This window comes from Crocosphaera sp. Alani8 (assembly GCF_038442745.1).
Taxonomy (GTDB): domain Bacteria; phylum Cyanobacteriota; class Cyanobacteriia; order Cyanobacteriales; family Microcystaceae; genus Crocosphaera.
The window spans coordinates 1-22,825 of record NZ_JARVCN010000309.1; the positions used below are offsets into that span (position 1 = coordinate 1).

At 36.9% G+C, this 22,825-nt stretch carries 25 protein-coding genes; 9 read left to right on the forward strand and 16 right to left on the reverse strand.

What is annotated here, in order from left to right:
• The first annotated feature begins 724 nt into the window (after positions 1-724).
• Complete coding sequence (locus P9B04_RS16470) at positions 725-934, forward strand: 2-oxoisovalerate dehydrogenase E1 subunit beta (protein WP_342056074.1); 210 nt, start codon at positions 725-727, stop codon at positions 932-934.
• Positions 931-1,176 (forward strand): type II toxin-antitoxin system HicA family toxin, encoded by a 246-nt coding sequence (locus P9B04_RS16475; protein ID WP_342056075.1) that lies wholly within the window; start codon positions 931-933, stop codon positions 1,174-1,176. The genes P9B04_RS16470 and P9B04_RS16475 overlap by 4 nt, the downstream gene beginning before the upstream one ends.
• Positions 1,177-1,220: 44 nt before the next feature.
• Here the strand turns inward: P9B04_RS16475 and P9B04_RS16480 are convergent, their stop codons facing one another.
• A complete protein-coding gene (locus P9B04_RS16480) occupies positions 1,221-2,426 on the reverse strand; it encodes a glycosyltransferase family 4 protein (RefSeq protein WP_342056076.1) in 1,206 nt (401 codons plus the stop codon).
• A gap of 390 nt (positions 2,427-2,816) precedes the next feature.
• Here P9B04_RS16480 and P9B04_RS16485 point away from each other — a divergent pair, with 390 nt between their 5' ends.
• Positions 2,817-3,107: an RNA recognition motif domain-containing protein gene (locus tag P9B04_RS16485; RefSeq protein WP_342056077.1), complete on the forward strand. Its 291-nt coding sequence runs from the start codon at positions 2,817-2,819 to the stop codon at positions 3,105-3,107.
• 49 nt (positions 3,108-3,156) lie between these two features.
• On the opposite strand, the gene P9B04_RS16490 is transcribed toward P9B04_RS16485, so the two are convergent.
• The 3 genes from P9B04_RS16490 to P9B04_RS16500 form a co-directional block, all read right to left on the reverse strand.
• Positions 3,157-4,125, reverse strand: coding sequence for a GDP-mannose 4,6-dehydratase (locus tag P9B04_RS16490; RefSeq protein ID WP_342056078.1), 969 nt, complete (start codon positions 4,123-4,125; stop codon positions 3,157-3,159).
• Positions 4,126-4,133: 8 nt separating this feature from the next.
• Positions 4,134-5,069 carry a glycosyltransferase family 2 protein gene (locus P9B04_RS16495; RefSeq protein ID WP_342056079.1) on the reverse strand — a complete coding sequence of 312 codons (936 nt, stop codon included), beginning with the start codon at positions 5,067-5,069 and terminating at the stop codon, positions 4,134-4,136.
• Positions 5,070-5,132: 63 nt separating this feature from the next.
• Positions 5,133-6,368, reverse strand: coding sequence for a glycosyltransferase family 4 protein (locus P9B04_RS16500; RefSeq protein WP_342056080.1), 1,236 nt, complete (start codon positions 6,366-6,368; stop codon positions 5,133-5,135).
• Between the two features lie 184 nt (positions 6,369-6,552).
• On the opposite strand from P9B04_RS16500, the gene P9B04_RS16505 reads away from it, so the two are divergent.
• The 3 genes from P9B04_RS16505 (at position 6,553) to P9B04_RS16515 (ending at position 9,707) form a co-directional block, all read left to right on the forward strand.
• A complete protein-coding gene (locus tag P9B04_RS16505) occupies positions 6,553-8,223 on the forward strand; it encodes a metallophosphoesterase family protein (protein WP_342056100.1) in 1,671 nt (556 codons plus the stop codon).
• A gap of 226 nt (positions 8,224-8,449) precedes the next feature.
• Positions 8,450-8,881, forward strand: a complete 432-nt coding sequence (locus tag P9B04_RS16510; protein ID WP_342056081.1) for a hypothetical protein — start codon at positions 8,450-8,452, stop codon at positions 8,879-8,881.
• Positions 8,882-8,948: 67 nt separating this feature from the next.
• Positions 8,949-9,707: a peptidase gene (locus tag P9B04_RS16515; protein WP_446718013.1), complete on the forward strand. Its 759-nt coding sequence runs from the start codon at positions 8,949-8,951 to the stop codon at positions 9,705-9,707.
• Positions 9,708-9,980: 273 nt separating this feature from the next.
• Here P9B04_RS16515 and P9B04_RS16520 read toward each other — a convergent pair whose 3' ends face one another.
• On the reverse strand, positions 9,981-10,898 hold the full coding sequence (locus tag P9B04_RS16520; protein ID WP_342056083.1) for an NAD(+) kinase: 918 nt from the start codon (positions 10,896-10,898) through the stop codon (positions 9,981-9,983).
• Positions 10,899-10,925: 27 nt separating this feature from the next.
• Positions 10,926-11,903, reverse strand: coding sequence for an SDR family oxidoreductase (locus P9B04_RS16525; RefSeq protein ID WP_342056084.1), 978 nt, complete (start codon positions 11,901-11,903; stop codon positions 10,926-10,928).
• 170 nt (positions 11,904-12,073) lie between these two features.
• On the opposite strand from P9B04_RS16525, the gene P9B04_RS16530 reads away from it, so the two are divergent.
• The 3 genes from P9B04_RS16530 to P9B04_RS16540 all read left to right on the forward strand — a co-directional run bounded on the left by P9B04_RS16530 (position 12,074) and on the right by P9B04_RS16540 (position 14,393).
• Positions 12,074-12,685: a hypothetical protein gene (locus tag P9B04_RS16530; RefSeq protein WP_287137593.1), complete on the forward strand. Its 612-nt coding sequence runs from the start codon at positions 12,074-12,076 to the stop codon at positions 12,683-12,685.
• 61 nt (positions 12,686-12,746) lie between these two features.
• Positions 12,747-13,367, forward strand: coding sequence for a Uma2 family endonuclease (locus P9B04_RS16535; RefSeq protein ID WP_287137599.1), 621 nt, complete (start codon positions 12,747-12,749; stop codon positions 13,365-13,367).
• A 96-nt stretch (positions 13,368-13,463) separates the two neighbouring features.
• Positions 13,464-14,393, forward strand: a complete 930-nt coding sequence (locus P9B04_RS16540) for a WD40 repeat domain-containing protein (RefSeq protein ID WP_342056085.1) — start codon at positions 13,464-13,466, stop codon at positions 14,391-14,393.
• 19 nt (positions 14,394-14,412) lie between these two features.
• On the opposite strand, the gene ygfZ is transcribed toward P9B04_RS16540, so the two are convergent.
• The 10 genes from ygfZ to P9B04_RS16590 form a co-directional block, all read right to left on the reverse strand.
• Positions 14,413-15,483 carry a CAF17-like 4Fe-4S cluster assembly/insertion protein YgfZ gene (gene ygfZ, locus P9B04_RS16545; RefSeq protein ID WP_342056086.1) on the reverse strand — a complete coding sequence of 357 codons (1,071 nt, stop codon included), beginning with the start codon at positions 15,481-15,483 and terminating at the stop codon, positions 14,413-14,415.
• 22 nt (positions 15,484-15,505) lie between these two features.
• Positions 15,506-15,895, reverse strand: a complete 390-nt coding sequence (locus tag P9B04_RS16550; RefSeq protein WP_342056087.1) for a hypothetical protein — start codon at positions 15,893-15,895, stop codon at positions 15,506-15,508.
• 3 nt (positions 15,896-15,898) lie between these two features.
• The gene (locus P9B04_RS16555; protein WP_342056088.1) at positions 15,899-16,708 is read right to left on the reverse strand and encodes an energy-coupling factor ABC transporter ATP-binding protein; all 810 of its coding nucleotides are present in this window, start codon (positions 16,706-16,708) and stop codon (positions 15,899-15,901) included.
• 42 nt (positions 16,709-16,750) lie between these two features.
• Entirely contained in the window at positions 16,751-17,542 is a 792-nt protein-coding gene (locus P9B04_RS16560) for an ABC transporter permease (RefSeq protein WP_342056089.1), read from the reverse strand.
• Between the two features lie 9 nt (positions 17,543-17,551).
• Positions 17,552-18,262 (reverse strand): hypothetical protein, encoded by a 711-nt coding sequence (locus tag P9B04_RS16565; RefSeq protein ID WP_342056090.1) that lies wholly within the window; start codon positions 18,260-18,262, stop codon positions 17,552-17,554.
• A 14-nt stretch (positions 18,263-18,276) separates the two neighbouring features.
• Positions 18,277-18,756, reverse strand: a complete 480-nt coding sequence (gene tsaE / locus P9B04_RS16570) for a tRNA (adenosine(37)-N6)-threonylcarbamoyltransferase complex ATPase subunit type 1 TsaE (RefSeq protein ID WP_342056091.1) — start codon at positions 18,754-18,756, stop codon at positions 18,277-18,279.
• Positions 18,757-18,768: 12 nt separating this feature from the next.
• Positions 18,769-19,683 carry a S1 RNA-binding domain-containing protein gene (locus P9B04_RS16575; protein ID WP_342056092.1) on the reverse strand — a complete coding sequence of 305 codons (915 nt, stop codon included), beginning with the start codon at positions 19,681-19,683 and terminating at the stop codon, positions 18,769-18,771.
• A 119-nt stretch (positions 19,684-19,802) separates the two neighbouring features.
• Positions 19,803-20,633 (reverse strand): COP23 domain-containing protein, encoded by an 831-nt coding sequence (locus P9B04_RS16580; protein WP_342056093.1) that lies wholly within the window; start codon positions 20,631-20,633, stop codon positions 19,803-19,805.
• Positions 20,634-20,934: 301 nt separating this feature from the next.
• Positions 20,935-22,131, reverse strand: a complete 1,197-nt coding sequence (lhgO, locus tag P9B04_RS16585) for an L-2-hydroxyglutarate oxidase (protein WP_342056094.1) — start codon at positions 22,129-22,131, stop codon at positions 20,935-20,937.
• 325 nt (positions 22,132-22,456) lie between these two features.
• Entirely contained in the window at positions 22,457-22,774 is a 318-nt protein-coding gene (locus P9B04_RS16590; protein ID WP_342056095.1) for a DUF1825 family protein, read from the reverse strand.
• Positions 22,775-22,825: the final 51 nt, after the last annotated feature.

The following is a 22,825-nucleotide window of genomic DNA, read 5'->3' on the forward strand; positions in this document are numbered from 1 at the left end:
CCTAAAATATGGATGCTACGCAGTTTCATTCATTGGTCGGGGTTTCATCCCACCGTTAACATCCGTGTAACGGGGGCCTTCACCCCGACATTGAAGATAAGCACCAGGAGTACCAATAAAATCATACCAGACCTGAGTTGGGGGGTCTTTCCCCACCGACTGAGTAATCACATTTAAAAATGCGAATCCAGGACTTGCAACATATCGGCCATAACTAGTGAGTACATCACTTCTACGTGAACGACTAGGGACATGAACAGAAACACGGCCTAGGTATACTCGTTATTGAAATCCAATATTACATATTGCTAATGCTTTATCAGAGGGTGAAATAGAAAAGAAAAGCGAGCTAAAAAGAGATATACTGAACTTCAAAAGAATAAGTGGTTTCATTACTAATACTGTGTAGTATTAAAGTATAGTTGATAAAACGCTTTTATCCTCCCCCCCCGTTGATTTTGTCAAGATATTGTTAACAAACTTAATATTGGCTTAAGGTTTAGGGTTGCTGGTCATAGCTGAATGTCATAGCTTAAAATAAGAATAGTATTATGTTTCTATCAAAAACCTGTAGAAATTTAAGAATACGCATTTAATTCTATGCTAACTCTTCCCAGAGGGTTTTGAGGTCGGAATGATTCAAAGTCTTTATGAGTATTAGAAACACGACTATAATATTAATTAACAATTCACATTATTTACACCATAGGAGACGATAACATTGATGACTGAAATTATTTTCTTAGTTGAAACTGATGATGATGGAGGTTATGTTGCCCAAGCTTTAGGGCAATCAATTATTACCCAAGCTGAGGATTTAGAGACATTAAAAAAAGAAGTTAAGGATGCTGTACACTGTCATTTTCCTGATGAAACTTTACGCCCTAAAATCATTCGTCTTCATATTGTAAAAGACGAGGTATTTGCTTCATGAAACTACCGAGAGATTTATCGGGTCAAGATTTAGTAAGAACCCTAAAAAAGCTTGGCTATGAAGTAACTCATCAAACAGGCAGTCATATTAGATTAACCACCCAAAAACAAGGGGAACATCACATTACAATTCCTGCTCATAATCCTCTAAAAGTTGGTACATTAAAGGCAATTTTACGGGATATTGGGAATCATTTCCAATTAAATCGAGATGAACTGCTTAATCAATTATTTAGAAAATAAATATTAGTGCGAAATGTGGTTGAAAATCTCGATAAATTTATAGTTTAAATAATTATTTTCTCATATTTTTTTCCCATACTTTCCCAAGTGTAATTATTTTCAACATAGTTGCGACCATTTTTTGATAGAGTTTGACGCAGGTTTTCATCTTCAAATAAATCACTAATTGCTTGAACATATTCTTCTATTTTATTGGCTCTTAATGCTCTTAAAGGTGTGTTTTTTCCATCAACTTCCATTCCTTCTAACCCCCGATCGCTTGCTACAATAGGAACTCCTGCTGCCATCCCTTCTAGGGTTTTATTTTTAATCCCAAATCCCGATCTTAAAGGAATAACACACACCGTTGCTTTATGTAAATATTCTGCCATCGATGGCACTTTTCCTGTTACTGTAATTCCTGCTTCTTCTCCTAATTTTAGGACAGATTCGCTCGGGTTGGACCCAACAATGGTTAAAGTAGTATCGGGATATTTTTGGCGTAATAAAGGAAAAATATCTTGACTAAAAAAGCAAGCTGCATCAATATTTACCACATAATCCATTCCTCCTGTAATAATCAAATGATGACCCCCTGGATCACTATTTCTATACGGAAAAATCTCTAAATCTACTCCATTAGGAAGCACAGAAACTTGACTGTTTATTTTAAATTCTTTTAATTGTTGATAGTCGTCATCTGTGGTGACGACAACATGAGAAAACTTTTCATAAACTCGTTTTTCGTAGCGTTTTAATAAAGGTAAATAAAGCCGATCTCTTTGCTGATTTTCGGAAGTTCCTGTTGCTAATTGGTGTTTACAAGTGCGATAAACAGAACTATGACTATTAACTACTGTTTTTATTTTATCTTTCCAACGAGAACGAATATAAATTTCATTAACGCTATGTTCACAGGTAATGGCATCAAACTCATTATTTTTAATTGCTTCATCAAGATAGTTTTGAATCTTTGGATCGTACAAAAAAGAAACATTAGGAGGAGTTCCTGTGATAAAAAATTGACCAAATCGCTGTATTTTTCCCACTATTCCTGTTTGTGGGTTATTAGGGCGAGGGAATAACATCAAAGTCTTCACCCAAGCTTTTAAACCTTCTATTTCTTCTTCAGTAACATCTTCAGCTTTTTGGGTAACTAGAGTAATTTCGTGATTGTCACTTAACTGTTTTAATAAGTTAAATGTTCTCACCTGAGTTCCTCCTCGACTGGGAGGATAGGGAAAAGTTGCACAAATCATTAATAATCTCATAGTTGATTCCTAAATTGATCAAATCATCTTTTAAAAGACTATTTTATCCGAAATTTATCCTTTATCTCCTTCCGCACACTTTATATCTGGAAAAATAAAAATTATCAACCTGAGTTCGGTGTTAAGTTTTTTTGAGGAGATAACAGTTGTTTGACACTGCTTATCTCGACAGATTTTCTATAAATTTTCTTATATCAAACTCGGCTTATTGGTAAGTAAATTATATTATAATTGCTCAAAAAATATGTTACCGTATTAGTTGAGACAAATAAGTATTCGGTAGTAGATTTTGTTATCAGCATTAACGGGTAATTACCCTTTCCGCCTTTGCACGATTCTCTCCGATAACCCAAACTCTACAATCCTTTTGCACAACGGAGATAATCTGAAATGTCAATATATGTAGGAAACCTATCCTATGAAGTGACCAAGGAAGACCTTAACGAAGTCTTTACTGAATATGGTCAGGTTAAGCGTGTTCATATCCCTGTAGACCGTGAAACCGGTCGCATAAGGGGTTTTGCATTTGTGGAAATGAACTCTGATGAGCAAGAAGAGGTAGCCATTTCTAGCTTAGACGATGCTGAGTGGATGGGTCGTACCCTAAAAGTTAATAAAGCGAGGGAAAGAGAACCTCGTGGTTCTTTTAACGGTGGTGGCAAAGGCCGTGATCGTTTCTAATCTTAACTTGTTTAACTAATTAGTTCAGGGGTAGGGGTTTTGTAACTTCCTACCCTTGTTGCTTAATCTCATTCTCTACCATCATTCTAACTACTTCTGGCATTTTATATCGAGCTTTCCAACCCAATTTTTTTTCTGCTTTGCGAGGATTACCGCAACTATAAGATATATCTGTAGGACGAAATAAACTTTGATCGCTACTGACATAATCTTGCCAGTTTAATTCTAAACAATTAAAGGTTTCTCTCACAAAATCTTCTAAGGAATAACTGTTTCCTGTGGCAATAACATAATCATCAGCTTGGGGTTGTTGTAGCATCAAGTACATAGCTTTGACGTATTCAGGGGCCCAACCCCAATCTCGTTTGATGGTAACATTTCCTAACTGTAATTGATGGGAATAACCTTGCGCAATTTTACAAGCGGCTGCTACAATTTTTTGCGTTACAAACCGTCGGGGACGGAGGGGAGATTCGTGGTTAAATAAAATACCAGAACAGGCAAAAATACCGTAAGCTTCCCTATAATTAGCCACTTCCCAAAAGGCTGCAGATTTAGCCACAGCGTAGGGACTACGAGGACGAAAAGGGGTTAATTCATCGGCAGGAGTTGTGCCAATATCTCCAAAACATTCGCTTGAACCTGCATTATAAAACTTAATCGGTGCGCCGGTAAAACGAATAGCTTCTAACAAATTTAGGGTACCAGTGGCGATGCTTTCTAAGGTTTCTACCGGTAGTTCAAAAGATAGTCCTACAGAACTTTGACCTGCTAAATTATAAACTTCGTCTGGTTCAATTTTGTGGAGAATTTGCAGTACACTACGAAAGTCATTGAGGGACATAGACTCAACCTTAACTTGTTCTCGAATTCCTAGACGAACTAAGTTTGTAAACGAGGACATTTGTGCATCCCGTGAGGTTCCACAAACTATGTAACCTTTGTCTAAGAGAAACTGAGCTAAATAAGCCCCATCTTGGCCGGAAACGCCGCAAATTAAAGCCGTTTTTTGTCCCATTTTTCCTGTTATTTTTTTGAAGATTGAGAAGGTTTAAAAAGTAATTGTATGGCTTCTTTTAAGTACCCAATTTGACCGTAAGCGTAAACCAAGTTATCAAAACTTTCTGCGGGATTACCGATATATTTTAATGATTTATACAAGCCTCTTATTAATCGTTCCCCTCCTCTTCCTAGCTGGTTAATGCCGTTTCGCCCGGCGATTTCTTCTCGATAACATTCGCTCACCCCTTGCCACCAACTACGACTTAAAAACCAACCACGCTGAAGCCTCTCTGGGGCAACGTTATGGGCAACTAGGGCATCGGGAAGATAAGCCACTTCCCACCCTTGATTTAAGGCTAGTTCTGTCATAAATAACTCTTCGTTGGAGAGCAATTTCTTGCCCACCCTACCCAAGTTAGCATCAAAACCGCCAATTTTTTCTAAAAACGACCGTCGCAAGGAATAATTTAAGCCCCTTGGGGTAAATTGAGGATTGGTGATAGAAACCACCGTTTCCCCCAAATCGTAAGCCCCCAAACCCCCTGCTAAGGCTCCAGAAATCCAGGAGGGAGGGGTGATATTATCGGGCCAGATTAGGGTCACTTTACCCCCTGCGATGGCTAATTTCTGGTTCTGCTCATAGGCATCTACTAAAACCTTTAACCATCCAGGAGAGGCGATAGCATCATCGTCCAAATAGGCTAAAATCGGTGCAGTGGTTTCTTTGGCTCCACGATTACGAGCAACCGATAACCCCAGAATCGGCTCGTAAACGTATTGAATTTGAGGTTTTGACAAAAATGGGGTAACAACCTCTTTTGTGTTGTCTGTGGAGCCGTTATCTACGATTAAGACTTCGCAATTGACCTCCTCTTGGGCTAAAAGACTTTCGATGGCATCGCCCAAATAGCGATCTCGATTATGAGTACAGATGATAGCGGCGATTTGAGGATTAGACATAATCAGTAGACCTGAAGTGGGACATGGAACAACTAATAGGGGTTGACTAACTTCCCTCTGTCCCTAAGAGATAAACTTATCATAAGTATTGAGCAATACTTGTTCATAGCGTCGACTCATTTGCTCCCAAGTATATTTATTTTCTACTAAAGTGCGTCCATTGTGGGATAATTTTTCTCGTAATTTTTCATCTTGAAACAGACGACCAACCCCATAAACGTATTCATCTATATCGTTAGCTCTCATGGCCACTAAAGGTTGTCCTGGACTATCCACGGGTAATCCTTCTAAACCATAATTGCTGGCAACTAGGGGGGTTCCTGTGGCCAATGCTTCGAGGGTACGCATTTTTGTGCCGATGCTGTTGCGAATGGGGATAACAGATACGGTTGTGTTGTGAAGATAATCGAGAACACAAGGGACTTGTCCTGTGACATTCACCCCGGATAGTTCATTTAATTCTAGGACTTCAGATACGGGACGATTTCCCACTATGTCTAGGGTTGCCTCGGGATAACGTTGACGAATTTTCGGGAAGACATCTAAGCTAAAAAATCTTGCAGCGTCGATGTTAGCAGGTTTATCCATCCTCCCCACAAAAGTTATCCGATGTCCTGATTGATTGATGGGACGTTTGGGGAAAACTTCTAGGTTTAATCCGTTGGGAACGAGGGTTATGGGAATGTCTAATTTTAAACTTTTGAGGATTTGTTGTTCTGTTTGATTAGCTACGATGACAGAGGCAAATTTATCACAATATTGTCTTTCATAACGACGTAATAAGGGTAAGCTTAATTGTTCTCTCAATCCGCTATCGTTACCATTGGTTTCAATTTTTTGCTTATATATACCGTAGACCGACCGATGAATATCGATAACCATCGGGATTTTTCCTTGCCATTCTGGTCTAGCATAGATTTCGTTAGCACTTCCCTCGCATAACAAAATATCGTATTCTCCAGATGCGATGGCATTATCTACCCATTCTTGGATAGCTTGGGAATAATGGGATAAAACCCGAGGTGGTGTCCCTTGTTGCACAAAAATGCCGAGTTTTTTGGCAGTTTCCAAGAAACCTTTCCCATTTTCTTGGCGGGTGACTCCTGGAAAAATATGGCAATGACTAATCTGCTGTTGCAGTGCGTCAATATCTTCTTCTAATACCTGGTCGGATTTTTGAGTAACTAGGGTAATGTCATAATTTGTATTAAGATGTTTAAGAAGGGAGAAAGTTCTCACTTGGGCTTTTCCCTGTATTGGTGGATAAGGAAAAAGGGATGAAATTACAAGAATCTTCATAGGTAGATTCATTAGCTATCTAATATAGTTTACCAAGCTTTTCTTTATCTGTGACAGATGTTCACTAACTATTGTTAAATTTTTTATATTCCTGATTGTTTTCCTAGGGTTTTAAGACTGGGTTAAAGTTTTGAAAACTATTACTATTTTATTATTCGTATTTGCTTTTTTATTCGTTATACAAATGTCCTCCACCAGTCCTAATTCTAGTTATTCTTTACTGACAGATCCTTTTTTACAGTTTCCAACAACATCATCGGTTAAAGTTGTTTGGTTTACGGAATTTTCTGGGGTCGATCATAAAATCATTTATGGACACAATTTAGAGCAAGAGGTTTTGGCAACAACAAATAAATTGAGTCGTACCAGAGAAGATCAACAATCAAAAGTAAAAGGTGATTATTCTGAAACAACCAAGAGAGATATCTGGCGACACGAAGGAGAAATTAGCGGATTAACTCAGGGAGAAAAAATACCTTACAAAGTTGTTAGTGTGGTTGATAACAATCGAGTTGAGAGTAATGTTTTTTCCTTAAACCCTTCTCCCCAGAAAAACACTCCTTTAAAAATTTTATTAACCTCTGACCACCAATTAAAACCGATGGTGGCAGCAAATCTGCAAAAAGTTGTCGAAACAATTGGTTCAGTAGATGCTATTTTTGTAGCTGGTGATTTGGTTAATATTCCTGATCGTGCCTCGGAATGGTTTGATGATCAAAGAGGTGGTGCATTTTTTCCCTGTCTTCAAGGATTGGCTAATTACACCATAGAAAACACTGTTTATCGAGGTGGTAAATTGATTCAATTTGCACCTTTGTTTCCCACTATTGGTAATCACGAAGTTATGGGAAGGTGGTCAGAAAGTAAACGATTATCGCAACAGTTTGTTGATGCTATCCCTAAAGAAGTAGCCGAAAATATTTACCGAGAAAAAGCTGACAGTATTAATCCTGAGCATAGTTCAAACTTTAAAGAGAATTGGCTGAAAAACAATTCATTTAATACAGATACCTACGAAGAGATTTTTGCGTTTCCTCAAACAGAATCCAATAACAGTCATTATTATGCGGTGACGTTTGGAGATATTCGTTTAGTGGTGTTACAAGTAACCAATCTATGGCGTTCTTCTAGCCTAAAAAATAGTGTTAAAGGAAGATATCAAGAATCCCAACAAACATTAAATAATCCCCAAAATAGGGGTTATGGACAGCATATTTTTCGAGGGATTGAAAAAGGTAGTACGCAATATCAATGGTTAGCCAAAGAACTAGAAAGCGAAGCATTCAAACAGGCAAAATATAAGGTTGTCATGTTCCATCATCCGGTTCATACTTTAGGAGGAAATATTGTTCCACCTTATACCCATCCCATAGAAAAGATTACTTATGACAAGGACGGCAAGATAATAGAAATTCGCTATGAATATCCCAAAGAAGATGATTATATTATTCGAGATTTAAAGCCACTTTTAGAAACAGCAGAAGTCGACCTAGTTTTTTATGGACACTCTCATCTTTGGAACCGTTTTGTAAGTCCAAAAGGTATTCACTTTCTAGAATCTTCTAACGTCGGTAATAGTTATGGCGCACACGTAAAAGATAATAAAAGACCAATTCCCCCTGATTATTCACCATTGAATTATTCTCAGCTAGATGATCCCAATGGGCTTGAACCAATTATTCCTAATATATCACCTTTAAGAGACGAAAATAATAATCCTCTGCCTTACATTGCTAGTAACGAGATCACAGTTTTTAGTATTTTAGACACAGAAAAAGGTACAGTTAGTAGCTATTACTTTGATACTCGTAAACCAGATTCTAATGTTATTAAATTTGATGAGTTTACAATTTAGATGATTATATCAGGTGAATATAGACTTATTTATTTATAGATTTAAAAAGTTAATCACCGTCTTTGCGAAGGGTACATTATCTGATATGATAGTTACATAAACAATTTATAAGTTAGTTTTTAGTGTTGTTTTTGTAGATAAAAATTTCCCCTAAGAAGTTTAGATTCAATTACCCTAATTTTCTATTGTTTTACTTTAATTTATTAAACATAAGTAACTTTTAATTATGAACCGTTTTCTGTACGAGAAATCAGTTAGTTATCAAGGGTATCTAATTATTCCTTTCCTTTTAGCAAAAGTTAGTGGTGAGTTTATTTATTCCTATGTCCTGTTATCAGCACAAGGTTACGAAGATGAACTCCATAAAGCTAAAAATCCCACACAAGTTTGTTCCAATACCTTGACTGGTATTGTAGAAATTGCTCAGCAATATCTTAATGAAAATAGCATCCATCTAGGAGAAGATAACTATTTTGATAAACGTTATACCTACCAAAATACATTAATTATCATTCATTACGAAGGAAAAAGATGCTTTTATGATCATTATCCCTCTGATGAACTAAGAAATATTGCCGCACCAACTTTGTTTCTCAATGCTGATAGTTGTATTGACTGGATAAAAACAAGATTAGATCGTCGCCAGGTAAAATTTTAAATAATTAGTTATCTTAGGTTAGGAAGCTATTTCAAAGTTTACAACTAATCCATTTATGAGCAAGGGGATGAGGTACAAATTTGATTACAAAATCTTGTTAAAATTTTCCGTAATTATCTCTTTCTTGCTATTGATAATTACCCCTTCCTCTGCAATAGAAAAAGACCTAGAAAAATATTTACCCTCCTTACAAAAACATTCCTTACCAACCACCTTAAGTCAGTGGGAAGATAAACCCTATTCTGGGGATTATTTCGAGCAAATTGAACCCAGTGTCGCAGGACATCTATTGTGGTCAGAATTTCCCGTTAAAGTTTATTTTGATCGTCCCGATAATCCTAATGATACTGCTGCTACAACTCGTCGGTTTAATCAATGGGTTAATGCAGTAGAAAAGTCTATTAGCGAATGGAATAGCTATTTACCCATGACAGAAGTTAAGGAAGCAGAATTAGCGGATATTATCATAGAGAGAATCGATCCCCCAATAGACGTTCAAGTTGATCCAGAAACAGGAAAATTAGAAATTCCCCGCGCCAAAACTGCTCAAGTTCGTTACGAATTTTATATTAGAAATAGTAAACTTTTTCACAAGATGACTATACAAATTAGTCCCCGTTTAAGTCCAGTGGCCACCCTATCTGCGGCACGTCACGAATTAGGTCATGCTTTAGGAATTTGGGGTCATAGTTTACAAGAAAATGATGTTCTTTATTTTTCACAAGTAAGTTCATATATTCCTATTTCTTCTCGGGATATTAATACTTTAAAAAAGATTTATGAACAACCCACTCGTTTAGGATGGTCTTTACCAATGGATGATTAATAACTTTTACTCGTGGAAAGAACAATTAATGACTAGCTTAAATGATCAATTTCTGGAAATAAAATTACGTAATTTCTAAATATTATTACTCCTGTATCTAATTAGCTTTTTTATAGAGTAATATTAATAACTCGTAATTCTGAACCCCGAACTAATGCTAAGCTGTTGTGCATTTAAAACACTTATTGATAATTTTAGGATAAACGCTTAAATCCTTTCTCCCTGCTCCCTGCTCCCCTGCAGTCTCAACTAGCGGTTTAGATGCTTAACAGCTTAGGGTAATTCAACAGAAGTCGGTTTTGCAATATGAGGTAGTCCCCATCCTAACTTTTCGCGTAAAATGCGGAAAAATTCCGGGTCTTCTAAGCGAATAAAACGAGCAGAATAGGGAGACTTCTGCACATCAACCCTATCTTCGGGCAATACATAACACCCTCCGTTCCCATCCACCACCAAAACCATGCGATTAGGAGTTGCAGGAAAAATACTTACAGTTTCCTTATCGGAAAATACCAAGGAACGAGAAGCCAAAGAATGGGGGCAAATAGGGGCTAATTGCAGCACCGGTACATCAGGGGTCACAACTGGTCCTCCTGCGCTTAGAGAGTAGGCTGTAGACCCCGTAGGAGTGGATAAAATCAGACCATCGGCAGCGATATCTACTGGTGCGTGTCTGCCAATTTTGATCTCAAAATGACACATACTGGTCAAAGGTTCGCGGTGAATGACCATTTCATTGAGAGATAACGCCTCCCAGAGTAGATTATCTTCACGATGTAGTTGCACCGTCAACATGGTACGTTCTTCTATTTCGTACTCTCCTATCAAAACCTTATCCAAAGCTTCTGATAACTTGTTGAGATAAACTTCGGTCAAAAAGCCCATGTGTCCCGTGTTAACGGTTAATAAGGGAATACCACAAGGTGCTAACTGTCGATAAGCAGACAAAACCGTACCGTCTCCCCCGAAAACAATAGCAAAGTCCATGTCCTGATCAAAATTAGGGGGAATTAAATTGTCAATGGGGGTATGACAGACGGGACTTTCTGGGCGAGAATAGCCAAGGAGTCCTCCTCGGCCAGTCTCTAAAACAACAGTCCAGCCTTTTTCCGTCAACTGAGTTTGTAAATCTTGAGCAGCTTTACAAGCGACGGGTTTGAGATCGTTAAAAATAATGCCGACTTTTGGCACAACAAATTATCCTGAATGAGCCTTAACTTACACAGAAGATTTGAAAGGAGTTTTCTTTTTCTTCTTGGCTTTGCTCTTTTCGTAATCAATTTCTTTGAGCTTTTTAAGAATACGACTAAAGTATTCTTGAAAATAAGCTTCTAAAGTGGTCGTCTCCTTGGGATCAATCCCAAGGGTTTTATAAACATCCTCCATGGAGGCATTTAAGGGTTTACCGCTAGCCAAAACTTCGGCAAACGCTAGACGATCAGAAATATTATACGTCCATTGAAAGAAACGAGTAAAGCGACGTAAAAATCTTAGCAGTCCTAGGGGTACACGGGCAATTTTTACCCGTTTATCTGATAGTCTCTCGCACAAGGCGATAATTTCCTCTGCTGTCCACGCTTTTGTTCCCACCATAGGATAGGTTTGTTTCTGGGTTTCGGGGACTTCTAGAACCTTAACGGTCAGTCTAGCTACGTCTTGGGTATCCATGTAAGCGATGGGAGTGCTTTCTCCTGAGATCCAAACCGCCTGGTTATCTAACATCGGTACGGCGTATTGACCAATTAAGCCCTGCATAAAGCCAGAAGGTCTTAAAATAGTATAGTTTAGTCCTGATTCTTTTAAAAATTTCTCTGTACAGTGCTTTATTTTCATTAATGGCACATCAGCATATTTCTCAGCGTTGAGGATAGAAAAAAAGATGTAGCGATCAACACCTGCTGTTTTTGCCGCTTGAATTAGGTTAACTTTGCCGTTCCAATCTATTTCTTTCATGGATAGACTGTCTGTTGGCCTGGCAGCTGCTGCGTCGATAATAGCTTCTGTTCCTTCTAAAACACGGGGTAAGGTTTCGGGTTTACAAAAATCCCCCATCATCAACTCCGCACCCCATTCCTTTAAAAAAGCCGCTTTTCTAGCATTTCTGACTAAACAACGGACTTCGTGTCCTTCATCTAAGGCACGACGTACTATCTGTCGCCCTAGCGTCCCTGTTGCGCCAACAATTAATAATTTCATTTATATAAAATTGTAATGTTTCTTAACGTTTCTCTAAGATATTAGCAGAAAGTTACACCCTTTGGGCATTTTGTCTAAGATCAAAGTCAGGAAGCAGTGGCCAGTGAGTAGCTTTTGTCAACCAAAATCTTCAAAACTTGTCTAGTATTGTCTCCATAGGAGTTAAACCAATGTCTTACAGTGATTTTACTTTACCTGATATCTTGAAGGTATTTGAATTAAAATCTTGCCAAACCCTTAATCTTTTTAAGGAAGTGGAAGCTTTAGAACCAAGTGATTTGTTAAATGATAGTTTAGAAGATAATCTAATTCTAGCATTAGGAAGTAATACGGAAAAATCTCGATCTGAACTAATTATAACCCCGATTTTAATTGAATTAAGAAAACATTTTTCTAAAAAGATAAGTTTTTTTTCCGGGGTAAATTTTACTATTGATACAAGTAAAGGACTAAATGGTAATTGTGATTTTTTGATTACAGGTTCTGAGGAATTATTGTTTATTAAATATCCTGTTATTACTATTGTTGAAGCTAAGAAGGAGGACTTAGTGGGAGGGTTAGGTCAATGTTTAGCAGAAATGGTGGCGGCTCAAATTTTTAATCAAAGAGAAGGACAACCCATATCTAGTATCTTAGGAACTGTAACATCTGGGACTAATTGGCGTTTTTTAAGATTGAAAAATGAACAAGTTGAAATTGATTTAACTGAATATTATTTGAGAGATATTGATAAAATCTTAGGTATTTTAGCTTATGGAATCAAAGAAAATATTTTATTTTAACTTTTCATTAATTGCTAAAATAGTTTTGATAGATTTAAGATTCAAAGGAGTCATGAACTCAATGATTGTAGAGATTGATAAAAAACCGATCTCAATCGACCAATTCCTCGATTGGTATCCAGAGAGTTCACAAAATGGCTACGAATTGAGACGTGGAGTAGTTGTGGAGATGTCAAAACCGAGGGGAAAACATTCAGAAATTGCTGGATTTTTGATTAAAAGTTTGAACTCATTGATTGATAATCTGCAAGTTCCTTATTTCATACCCAGAGAGTATATTGTCAAAATCTCGAACAATACAGGATACGAACCAGATGTTACGGTTATTAAGCGATCCAACTTAGGGAATGAACCCCATTGGGAAAAAGCATCAGTCATTGAGAATGGAGACTCCATTGCTTTAACTGTTGAGGTAGTATCAACAAATTGGCGAGATGATTATGGGTTAAAAATGACAGACTATGAAAGTATTGGTATTGATGAATATTGGATCGTAGATTATCTGGGAATAGGGGGTAGACGTTATATTGGTTCCCCAAAACAACCAACAATTACAGTTTGTAAATTGGTGAATGGAGAATATGAACTTCAACAGTTTCGCAAAGGCGATCGCATTCTATCTTCCGCATTTCCCAGATTAAATCTGATAGCGGAACAAGTCTTTGCTGCAGGAGTTCAGTAGAGATTAAATATACCTTTTGTTTTATTAATTGTTATTTTATACTTATTTCTCGGGAATAATGAGATAGCAAACAAGTGTCGTTAATCTTATTTATTCATGATAGAAAGTAACCTAGTAAGGGGATATCGTCTCTCAGGACATACTGATAAAGTTAAGTCTTTAACCTTTCATAAAAATAGTGTATTGTTAGCAAGTGGTAGTAGTGATAGAACTGTACGGGTTTGGGACATCAAAAAAAAGTCAAGTATTGTTTTTGAGGGACATAAAGATAATGGTTGGTTTCCTTCAGTTAATTGTGTCGCTTTTCATCCCCATAAAAACATAGTAGCAAGTGGTAGTAAGGATAAATCAATTAAGTTGTGGTCATTAGAAACCCAAACAGAGATTAAGTCACTCACTGGACATTCTCAAAAGATAAATGCTATTGCATTTCACCCCCATCAAGAAATTATAGCAAGTGCTAGTCATGATAAATTAGTTAAGCTATGGTCAATAGAAACTGGACAAAATATTTATTCCTTAGAGGGACATTCTGATCATGTTTTATCTGTTGCATTTAGTCCCGATGGAAAGCTTTTAGCGAGTGGTGGAGATGGGAACGATAAAACTATAAGACTATGGGATTTAGAAAATAATAAAACTAAAATTTTAACGGGACATTCTGACTGGTTTGGTGGTATTTTTTCTATTCTTTTTAGTCATAATGGAAAATTTATTGTTAGTTGTAGTAATGATAAAAAGATTAAACTTTGGTTAGTGGAGACTGGAGAAGAGTTACTGACTTTAACAGGCCATACAGAAGAAGTAACTTCTATTGCTTTGAGTTTTAATAATAAATTTTTAGTCAGTGGTAGTAAGGATAAAACATTAAAATTATGGAACTTAAAAGAAAAGCGATGTCTTGCTTCTATTTCCCATAAAGATAAGATCTATGCTGTCGCTATTAGTCCTGATAATAAGACTATTGTAGCTGGTTGTGATGATGGAGAAATTTGTTTATATCCTTTTAAATCGTTAATTAATTAATATTCCACTCATGAGCATTTTATTTTGATTCAGGTTTATAATACTCATGGCTTAAAAATGGGACAGGAATTAATTCTCCGGTAGCGTCTCCTATGGTAACATTTAATCCTTCTCCTCCTGCTTTGGTTTTGATGTAAGCTAAGCCAAAATATTCATCATTTACTGCAACAGAACTGGTTAAAGTCCCGACTTTTTTGTCGTCTATCATAATTGTATTTCCAGGTTCGACCAATTGATTTAATTTAATACCCCAAAGACGTTTTTGAACTCCTTGATATGTGTTTAGCCTAGCAATTATTTCCTGTCCAATATAACATCCTTTATCAAAGGAAATAGTTGACCATAAACCAGTTTCTAATGGGTTATAATCTTCCGTTAACTCGTGATCAGAATAAGGCCTTCCCTGTTTAATTCTTAATTGTTCCCAAACACCATTACCGATAGGAGTTATACCTAAATCAATTATTGTTTGCCAAACTGTTTTACTTAAGCTTTCAGGGACAATTATGGTATAACCAGGTAGCTTTAAACCAGTACTATAAGCAATGATAATTTTCTCATCATTAATTGTAATGTAATTATGTTGGTTGGGGGATAATTCAGTAATAATTGTACTGGCAATATCCCATCCATTTAATTTTGTTGCCGCATTTTTTCCCACCACAGTAAAAACAGCATTCTGCTCAGAAATATCCTTAACTTCGACCTTATCCATCGGAAAAATATAACGATCCATCCACTGGTAAAGTAAAGTAGAACGTTGCGGAGAAACTAATAAGAAAATACTATCTTCTGTTAGATAAGCGGTTACTAAATCGAGAATTTTGCCATTAGAATTAATAAAGGTAGTGTCGCATAATTGTCCAGGTTGTACACTATTAATATTGTTAGTTGTTTGATTATGAAGAAATCTCGAGCGATCGCTTCCTGTCAATTGTAAGACTCCCCAATGACTGCGATCGCAAATTACTACATCATCGTAAGCACTGTTAAACCCTTGAATATCGTTGCCAAAACTAGCAACAATTTCCCCATTTTCTGTTAACATAGCACCAGATTCTTTTTGTAGTTCCCTTAAGTCTTGTAACATAATTTTCCTTGAAGTTATGGTTTTAAACTTTAGTAAAGTTATGGATAAGATTTTCAATAACTTTTTGCGTTTTTCTTTCTAGGTTTTGCCAGTTAATTTCTGGAACTTCATCAAAAAGATTTTCATCAATTTCCACAATTACACTACTCTCCGATGAGTTTACCGATGAAAGCTGATAATCTATAAAACAGACTTGAAAGCAAATCTCCCAAATGCTGATGGTAATAGATTTTTCTTCCTGGGTTAATATTAAATGGTAGCCGGGCAAAGGTTCTTGTACTTCCTCATATTTAGCAACTAAGTTGGATTTTTCTAGTTGTTTTCGCAGGTTATCCATTACTCTAATAAAAGCAGGTTGCATGAGTATTTCTGCTTTTTCCCAGTCTGTTGAATTCTTAAAGGTTGGCTTCATTAATTAATCATTTACCATAGATAATTGATTATTATTGGGGAAGGCGAGATTTGGTCTGTCTTGTAAATTACAATAAGGACGACTGAAACTTAAAGGGGCTTCTAAAGCGTGTTGTTCCAAAAACCCATGATTACTCATAATTCTATCAGTTTTTCCGTCATAAACCACCTGCCCTTTACTTAATATAATGGTTCTCTCACATAGTTCCCAGGCAAGATCGAGATCGTGGGTAGCAACTAGGAGAGTTAAAGGTAATTTGTGCAACAAATTAATTAGTTGGCGACGGGAATGGGGATCTAGTTGCGCTGAAGGTTCATCTAATACTAATACTTGGGGATTCATGGCCAAAACTCCAGCGATCGCTACCCTTTTTTTCTCTCCTCCTGAGAGGTTATCGGGGTTACGAGAAGCATAGATATCTGGATTAATATTAACCGCTTCCATTGCCTCTATTACAGTTAATTTTAATTCATGTCCTTTTATTCCTTTATTCATTGGTCCAAAGGCTACATCTTCCCAAACTGTGGGCATAAATAACTGATTATCAGGGTTTTGAAAAACCAACCCCACAAAGTTACGAATATGGGCTAAATTCTCATTATTAATTGCCCACTCTCCTATCATTATTTCTCCAGCTTGGGGTAAAAAAATCCCGTTTAAATGGAATTGTAAAGTAGATTTTCCTGAACCATTTGCCCCAATTAAGGCAACTTTCTCGCCAGCTTTAATTGATATATTAACTCTATCAAGTGCTAAGTTTCCATCAGGATAACGATAACTAAGGTTTTTAATAAATACTGGATTGTGATGCATAACTAAATAATAATAAGACCCCTCACTTGAATTGAAAATAAGTTAACTAGAAGCACTGGTATAAAACTTTAAGGCGAATTGCCAAAAGCAATGGGATACAAACAGTAACGATACAGCTAATAAACCTGAAAATAAAAGCCATATTTCTTGATTTTTTCCCAGTAATATTTCAGCAGGAACTGTGGTTAAAAAAGTTACAGGAACTACGAACGTAAAGAAGATTCGATAAGCAGCAGGATAAGCAGAAATAGGATATCTTCCTGCCTCTAATAATCCTCTTAATACTTCAGTGACGTTGTAGATTTTCACAAGCCAAATACTGGTAGCTCCTAACATAAACCAAATGCTATACAAACTAATGATAGCACAGCCAATTGTTATTATACTTAAGAAATAATTAGAAATATTTAAAGATAATTGAAAACTGGCATAAATAATAATAAGTAAACCGAAAAGAAGATCAGAAAAACCCCAAGGGGAGAGACTTCTTAACGATAGCCAATACTGACTGCTAATGGGTTTTAGGAGTATAAAATCGAGGGTTCCTTGTTGTACTTGTTCAACAATTCGATTTAAGTTAGGTACTAATAAGGTAGCAGAAATACCCTGAAGAAAAGTAAACACCCCTAAAACAATTAACGATTCGTTCCAACTCCATCCTTGAAAAGTATAGTCGGTGCGATAAAATAAAAATAAGGTGAAAATACTCCCAGCTAAATTAGTCAAACTACTAAATACAGCGATCAAAAAGTTCAAACGATATTCCAACTCTGCGGCGATCGCCGTACCCCAAAATAACTTTAAAACTTTTAAATAAACAATAACTTTTCTCATGTTTAAGATCTAAGGCATCCATTGCAAAATAATACTAAACTGACTATCTTTTTTCACCCGTGAGTTTTGTTTTTCGATTTCCGTTGCTAGGCGAATTTCGGGAGTAATAGCATAACCAAAAGAAACATTACTAACCCCAACTTCATCATCTTCTCCAGGAGAAATAAAAGTATGAGAAAAAGACAAATCAGCAGCCCCAGAACGAGACAAGGGAAAGATAACTTTTCCACCAATATTAACCCCGTCTTCTGAGTAATTTCGGGTACTAATAGAACGATAACCTACTACCGGTGCAACATTAGCATAATAGCCCAAAGGTAATAAATAATACTGTAAATTAACCCCACCTGCATCCCTTTTTCCAAAAGATGTTTCGTAGTCTGCACTAATAGTTAAACCTGTTCTACCGATAAAGATATCATCTACAGAAATATTTAGTCCTCCGTCGTGTTCCGTGGAGGGAAACTCGGCGTATCCAATACCTATTCTAGTACGAAAACTAGGGTCATTATTGATGTCATCTAAAACATCGGGAACCTCTTTCATCCATCGTTGTAAAACGGAACTATTATTAATAACTTCTGGCGGTAAATCAAGAGAGTTTTCTGAAGTAACTTCCGAAGGTTGAGCGTAAACACAATCTGCTAAAATAAAAAAAACTGTAGATATTATTGTGATATAAAAAGCTTTAACTTTTAACTTATTTTTCTGAGGAAACATATTTAAAGGAAAGTTTAAACAAAGGACTGAACAATCTGACTTAAATTAAAACAAAAATCACCAACAGGTTGCAAAATAGCCTTGCGACCAGTTTTCTCTCTATAAGATAATTGAATTTCTAAATAATTTAAAGGAAGCAATGGCAGTTTTTCCGGCCATTCAATAGCTGTAATACCCGATATTGTCTCTTCTTCCCAATATTGTTCTAAATATAATCTTGTCACTGCTTCGGGTTCGAGACGATACAAGTCTAAATGATACAGGGGTAAACGACCTTGATGGTACTCGTTGATCAGGGTAAATGTGGGACTGACAATAGCATCAGCGATACCTAAACCCTCTCCTATCCCTTGTACTAAGGTAGTTTTCCCCGCCCCCAAGTCCCCTCTAAGCAACAAAACAGACCCTTTAGGTAAATTTTCACCTAATTTCTCACCAAGGGACTTTGTTGTGTCGCAGTTGGGCAAAATTAGTGCGTTACAAGAATTAATCATTAGAAAAAAGCCCTAACTTTCCTCTTCTTTTTCCATTTTTTCTTTAGCTTGTTCCACTCTTGCATCAGCAGTTTTCATCACCTCATCGAACTTTTCGACAATTTCTCCTGGATAATTTTCTAAAATTTTCGTTGATAAAGCAATGCGATTTTTATACTCATCAATACTCAAAATCATCACCTTAATGTCTTGATTGTATGTAAATAAATGGTTCAAGTCATCCACACGGGAACCACTTACCTGAGTAATATGTAATAGACCGGAAACTCCTTCAAAATCGACAAAAATACCATAAGGTTGAATTCTAGCCACTTTTCCATCAACTAATTGACCGGCAGAAAGTTTATCCATTCTGGCGGCTGCGATCGCCCGACGTTGGGAGAGAACTAATTTATTAGCAGATTGATTAACTTCCAGGAAAGTAGCGGTTAATAATTGTCCTACTAACCCGTTTAAATCCTCTTTTTCCATGAGATGCGATCGGGGAATAAACCCTTGTAATCCTTCCACTTCACCAACCACACCCCCTTTGTTGGTTCTTGTCACCCTCATCTGCACAGAATTACCCATTTCAGCGATTTCTTCTACATTTTCCCAAGCTTCTTTCAGTTGTAGTTGACGACGAGACAATCTCACTTGTCCATCGGCGTTTTGTTCGCTGATAACGAGAAATTCCCTTTCTTCATTAATAGGTAACATTTCGGAGAGATCGGGACGAGACTGTAAATCAACTTCACCGATGGGAACAAATCCGGCAGATTTACCACCAATATCTATGTACGCCCCATCATCACTATGCTGTATCACTTTCCCCCGAACCACTTGACCTTTCTCGCATTTATAATCGTAGTCATCAAGGGCTTTGGTAAAGTCGTCCATAGAAAAGGAGATCTGAGAATCCTTGGGGGAAGCGGAGTCTGAAGTCATGATCGTTAAAATAGGTAAAGACTGATAAGGACTCGTGTTTTGAGTCCAGAATCAATTATTTATTATAACTCGATCATAGTCCTCAAGATAGTTGACTTTACCTCGAAGACTATTAAATCTTATCGAAAAAGGTTGGGATTCAAAGTACGCGAGTCAGACGGACGTTGATTGGAGTTAGTGGGGGTGGTTTCTAATTTTTCCCCTGTTCCTCCGTCTGCGGTATCCAAGAAAGGACGTAAGTTGATACCATTAGAACGGGGTTGACTTAGCTGTGGAATAGTTCCGTTGAGGAGTTGGTTGAGGGGGTTACTTATACTGCCACCAGTGAAAGCATTGACTCCCTGGGTGTATTGTCCATCTTCTGCTGCCACTAGGGTTTGAAAGATTTGATCGCGAGTAATTTCGGGATTTTTTCCGGGGGGAACCGTTAAAACGATGCGACAACGGGAATCCATTTCTGTGGTGACACATATCGTATCATAGCTATTCTCTTGACTGGTTCTTAATTCTAGGAGGCCATCTGGTCGATACATCTCTAACCGACGACTGATTTCTCTACAACGACGTTCTGCTGTCCAACCATCTCCCATATTACTGGGAATAGCCCAAGGATAGGGCTGCATAGACTGAGATTGAGGACGATACATGACTTTATAGCGACCTTCATGATATTGACAGTCGAAACGAGTATCGCTGGAACTGGTGTTTACTGGAGGTGGTGGGGGTGTGGTTTGGGGGTTGGTATCAATAATGATGTCGTCGGGGGACTGTTGCGCTACATTATAATCATAATCTTGAGGGTTAGAAGTTTGAGAATTACTGTAATCTCTGAGAAAGTCGAATATGGGGTTAGCATTGACCGATGAAGCAGAGAAAAGAACTATCAATCCCAGACCATATCCTGTTCCTTTGATTAAGGTTTTCATTTGATTGAATGACTGTTTTTTCATGATGGTTATTTTCCCTCAATAATTGATTATGATGACGATGTTTATGTTCAACTGTTTCGAGTTTAAGGGTAATAACAAGAGAATTGAGCTACAAATATGACAGTTTTTCGAGTGAACAATTCTCTTCTACAAAGTTCTACTTTTTTCTACTTTCTTCTTATACTTGTTCTACAGTTTTTAACTATTAATACTACTTTCTGTATTGAAATTATAAACTATTTTATAAACTAACTGAGGTTAAGGTAAGCAATAATCAGCTTGAAAAAACTATCAAAATAAAAGGTTAACAACTTTAAAAGTTCTAAACCCCTACAGTTTGAGGAATTTTCCCTACTATATATTTACCAATTTCTAAGGACGCAGTGGCCGCCGGAGAGGGGGCATTGCAGACGTGCAAAGCTTTTTCATCTTGGATAATCAAGAAGTCCTCTACTAGCTTACCATCCATCTTTAAAGCTTGCGCCCTAACCCCTGCTTCACAAGGAACGATATCATTTTCTGTTACTTCTGGAATTAATTGCTGTAAACTACTAACAAATGCAGCCTTACTGAAAGAGCGAATTATCTCTTTGATACCTTCGTCTGCGTGTTTAGCGGCCAGTCTCCAAAACCCTGGATATGTAATAACTTCAGCCAATTCTTTGATATCAAAATCGGTTTTTTTATACCCTTCTCGTCTCAAACTCAACACCGCATTGGGTCCTGCGTGAACACTACCGTCAATCATTTTGGTAAAATGCACCCCTAAAAATGGGAATTCAGGGTTAGGAACAGGATAAATGAGACTTTTGACTAAATAACTTTTTTCAGGCGTTAACTGATAGTATTCACCGCGAAAGGGGACGATTTTAGCTTGGGGGTTCACCTTATCCAATTGTGCTAGGCGATCGCTATACAAACCTCCACAATTTATAATAAATTTAGCTTGAATTTCCCCTTGATTGGTTTCTACAAATTTACAATTATTACTGTTACTAATTTTCAAAACTTTAGTATTAAGCTTAATTTCTCCCCCTTGTTGCTGAATAATCTCTGCATACTTTTGGCACACTTTTTTATAGTCAGCGATGCCAGAAGTTGGGACGTAAATTCCTGCTAAACAACTCACATAAGGTTCTTTTTCTTTCACTTCTTCGGGGGATATTTTTTTTACCTTTAAACCATTTTCTAAACCCCGTTTATAGAGATTATCTAATAAGGGTAACTCTTTCTTTTTCGTAGCAACAATTACCTTACCACACACCTCATGGGGAAGATCATGTTTTTGGCAAAACTCAACCATAGATTGACTTCCCGCGCGAGTAAACTTTGCTTTGAAGCTACCAGGTTTATAATAGATTCCTGAATGTATTACCCCACTATTATGACCAGTTTGATGAACAGCTACTTTACTCTCTTTTTCAACCACTACTAACGAAGCATTAGGAAACTTTTTTCCCAACATCATTGCCGTAGAAAGTCCGACAATACCTCCACCAAGAACAGCAAAATCATACATAATCTTATAGGATTTAATCTATGTTCAATTATTTTCCAAAGGAACCAAATGAGATTATTCGTTTCCTAATTGTAATAATTTGTCCCCTATTTTACCATTGGAGTGAACAAAAACAGCTATCATCATCAGGATATTAGTCTTTTAATCACTACCTAAATAAAATAGCCCATAAGTCGTTTACACTATGGGAAAGTGTAATAATATAGCTGAAGTAATTGATAAAAAATACCAGTTAACTGCTCAATATTTCTAAAATTGTTAATTAAGCTCAGAACCTTCTCAATTTCTATTTAAGATGTCCTTTTGTCGGAGTAAAAATCTCAGATTAACTTTCAATTTCAGACTTCATTCTTTGTAGTGTCATATTCATTTGGTCAAACATCTGCTGAGGAGTCATCCCAAATTGTCCCAGCTGAGTCTTTAACTGTTCAACACTCATTTGTGCCATAAAATCTTCCGATAATTCAAAGCGTTTCATGAATATTTTGTAACGTTCCATGAGTGCTTCCATTTGGTCAATAAACATCTTTTTCCCTTCGCGGTCAAACTTACCATATTCACCGCCTAATTGTATTAAAGACTGATAATCTTCAAACAACTTTTTAGCTTCCTCTTGTACCACTTCTGAATCAAAAAATCCCATAACGATATACCTTATTGTGCCAGTAACAGCCGATTTTAAATTTTTCCCTTA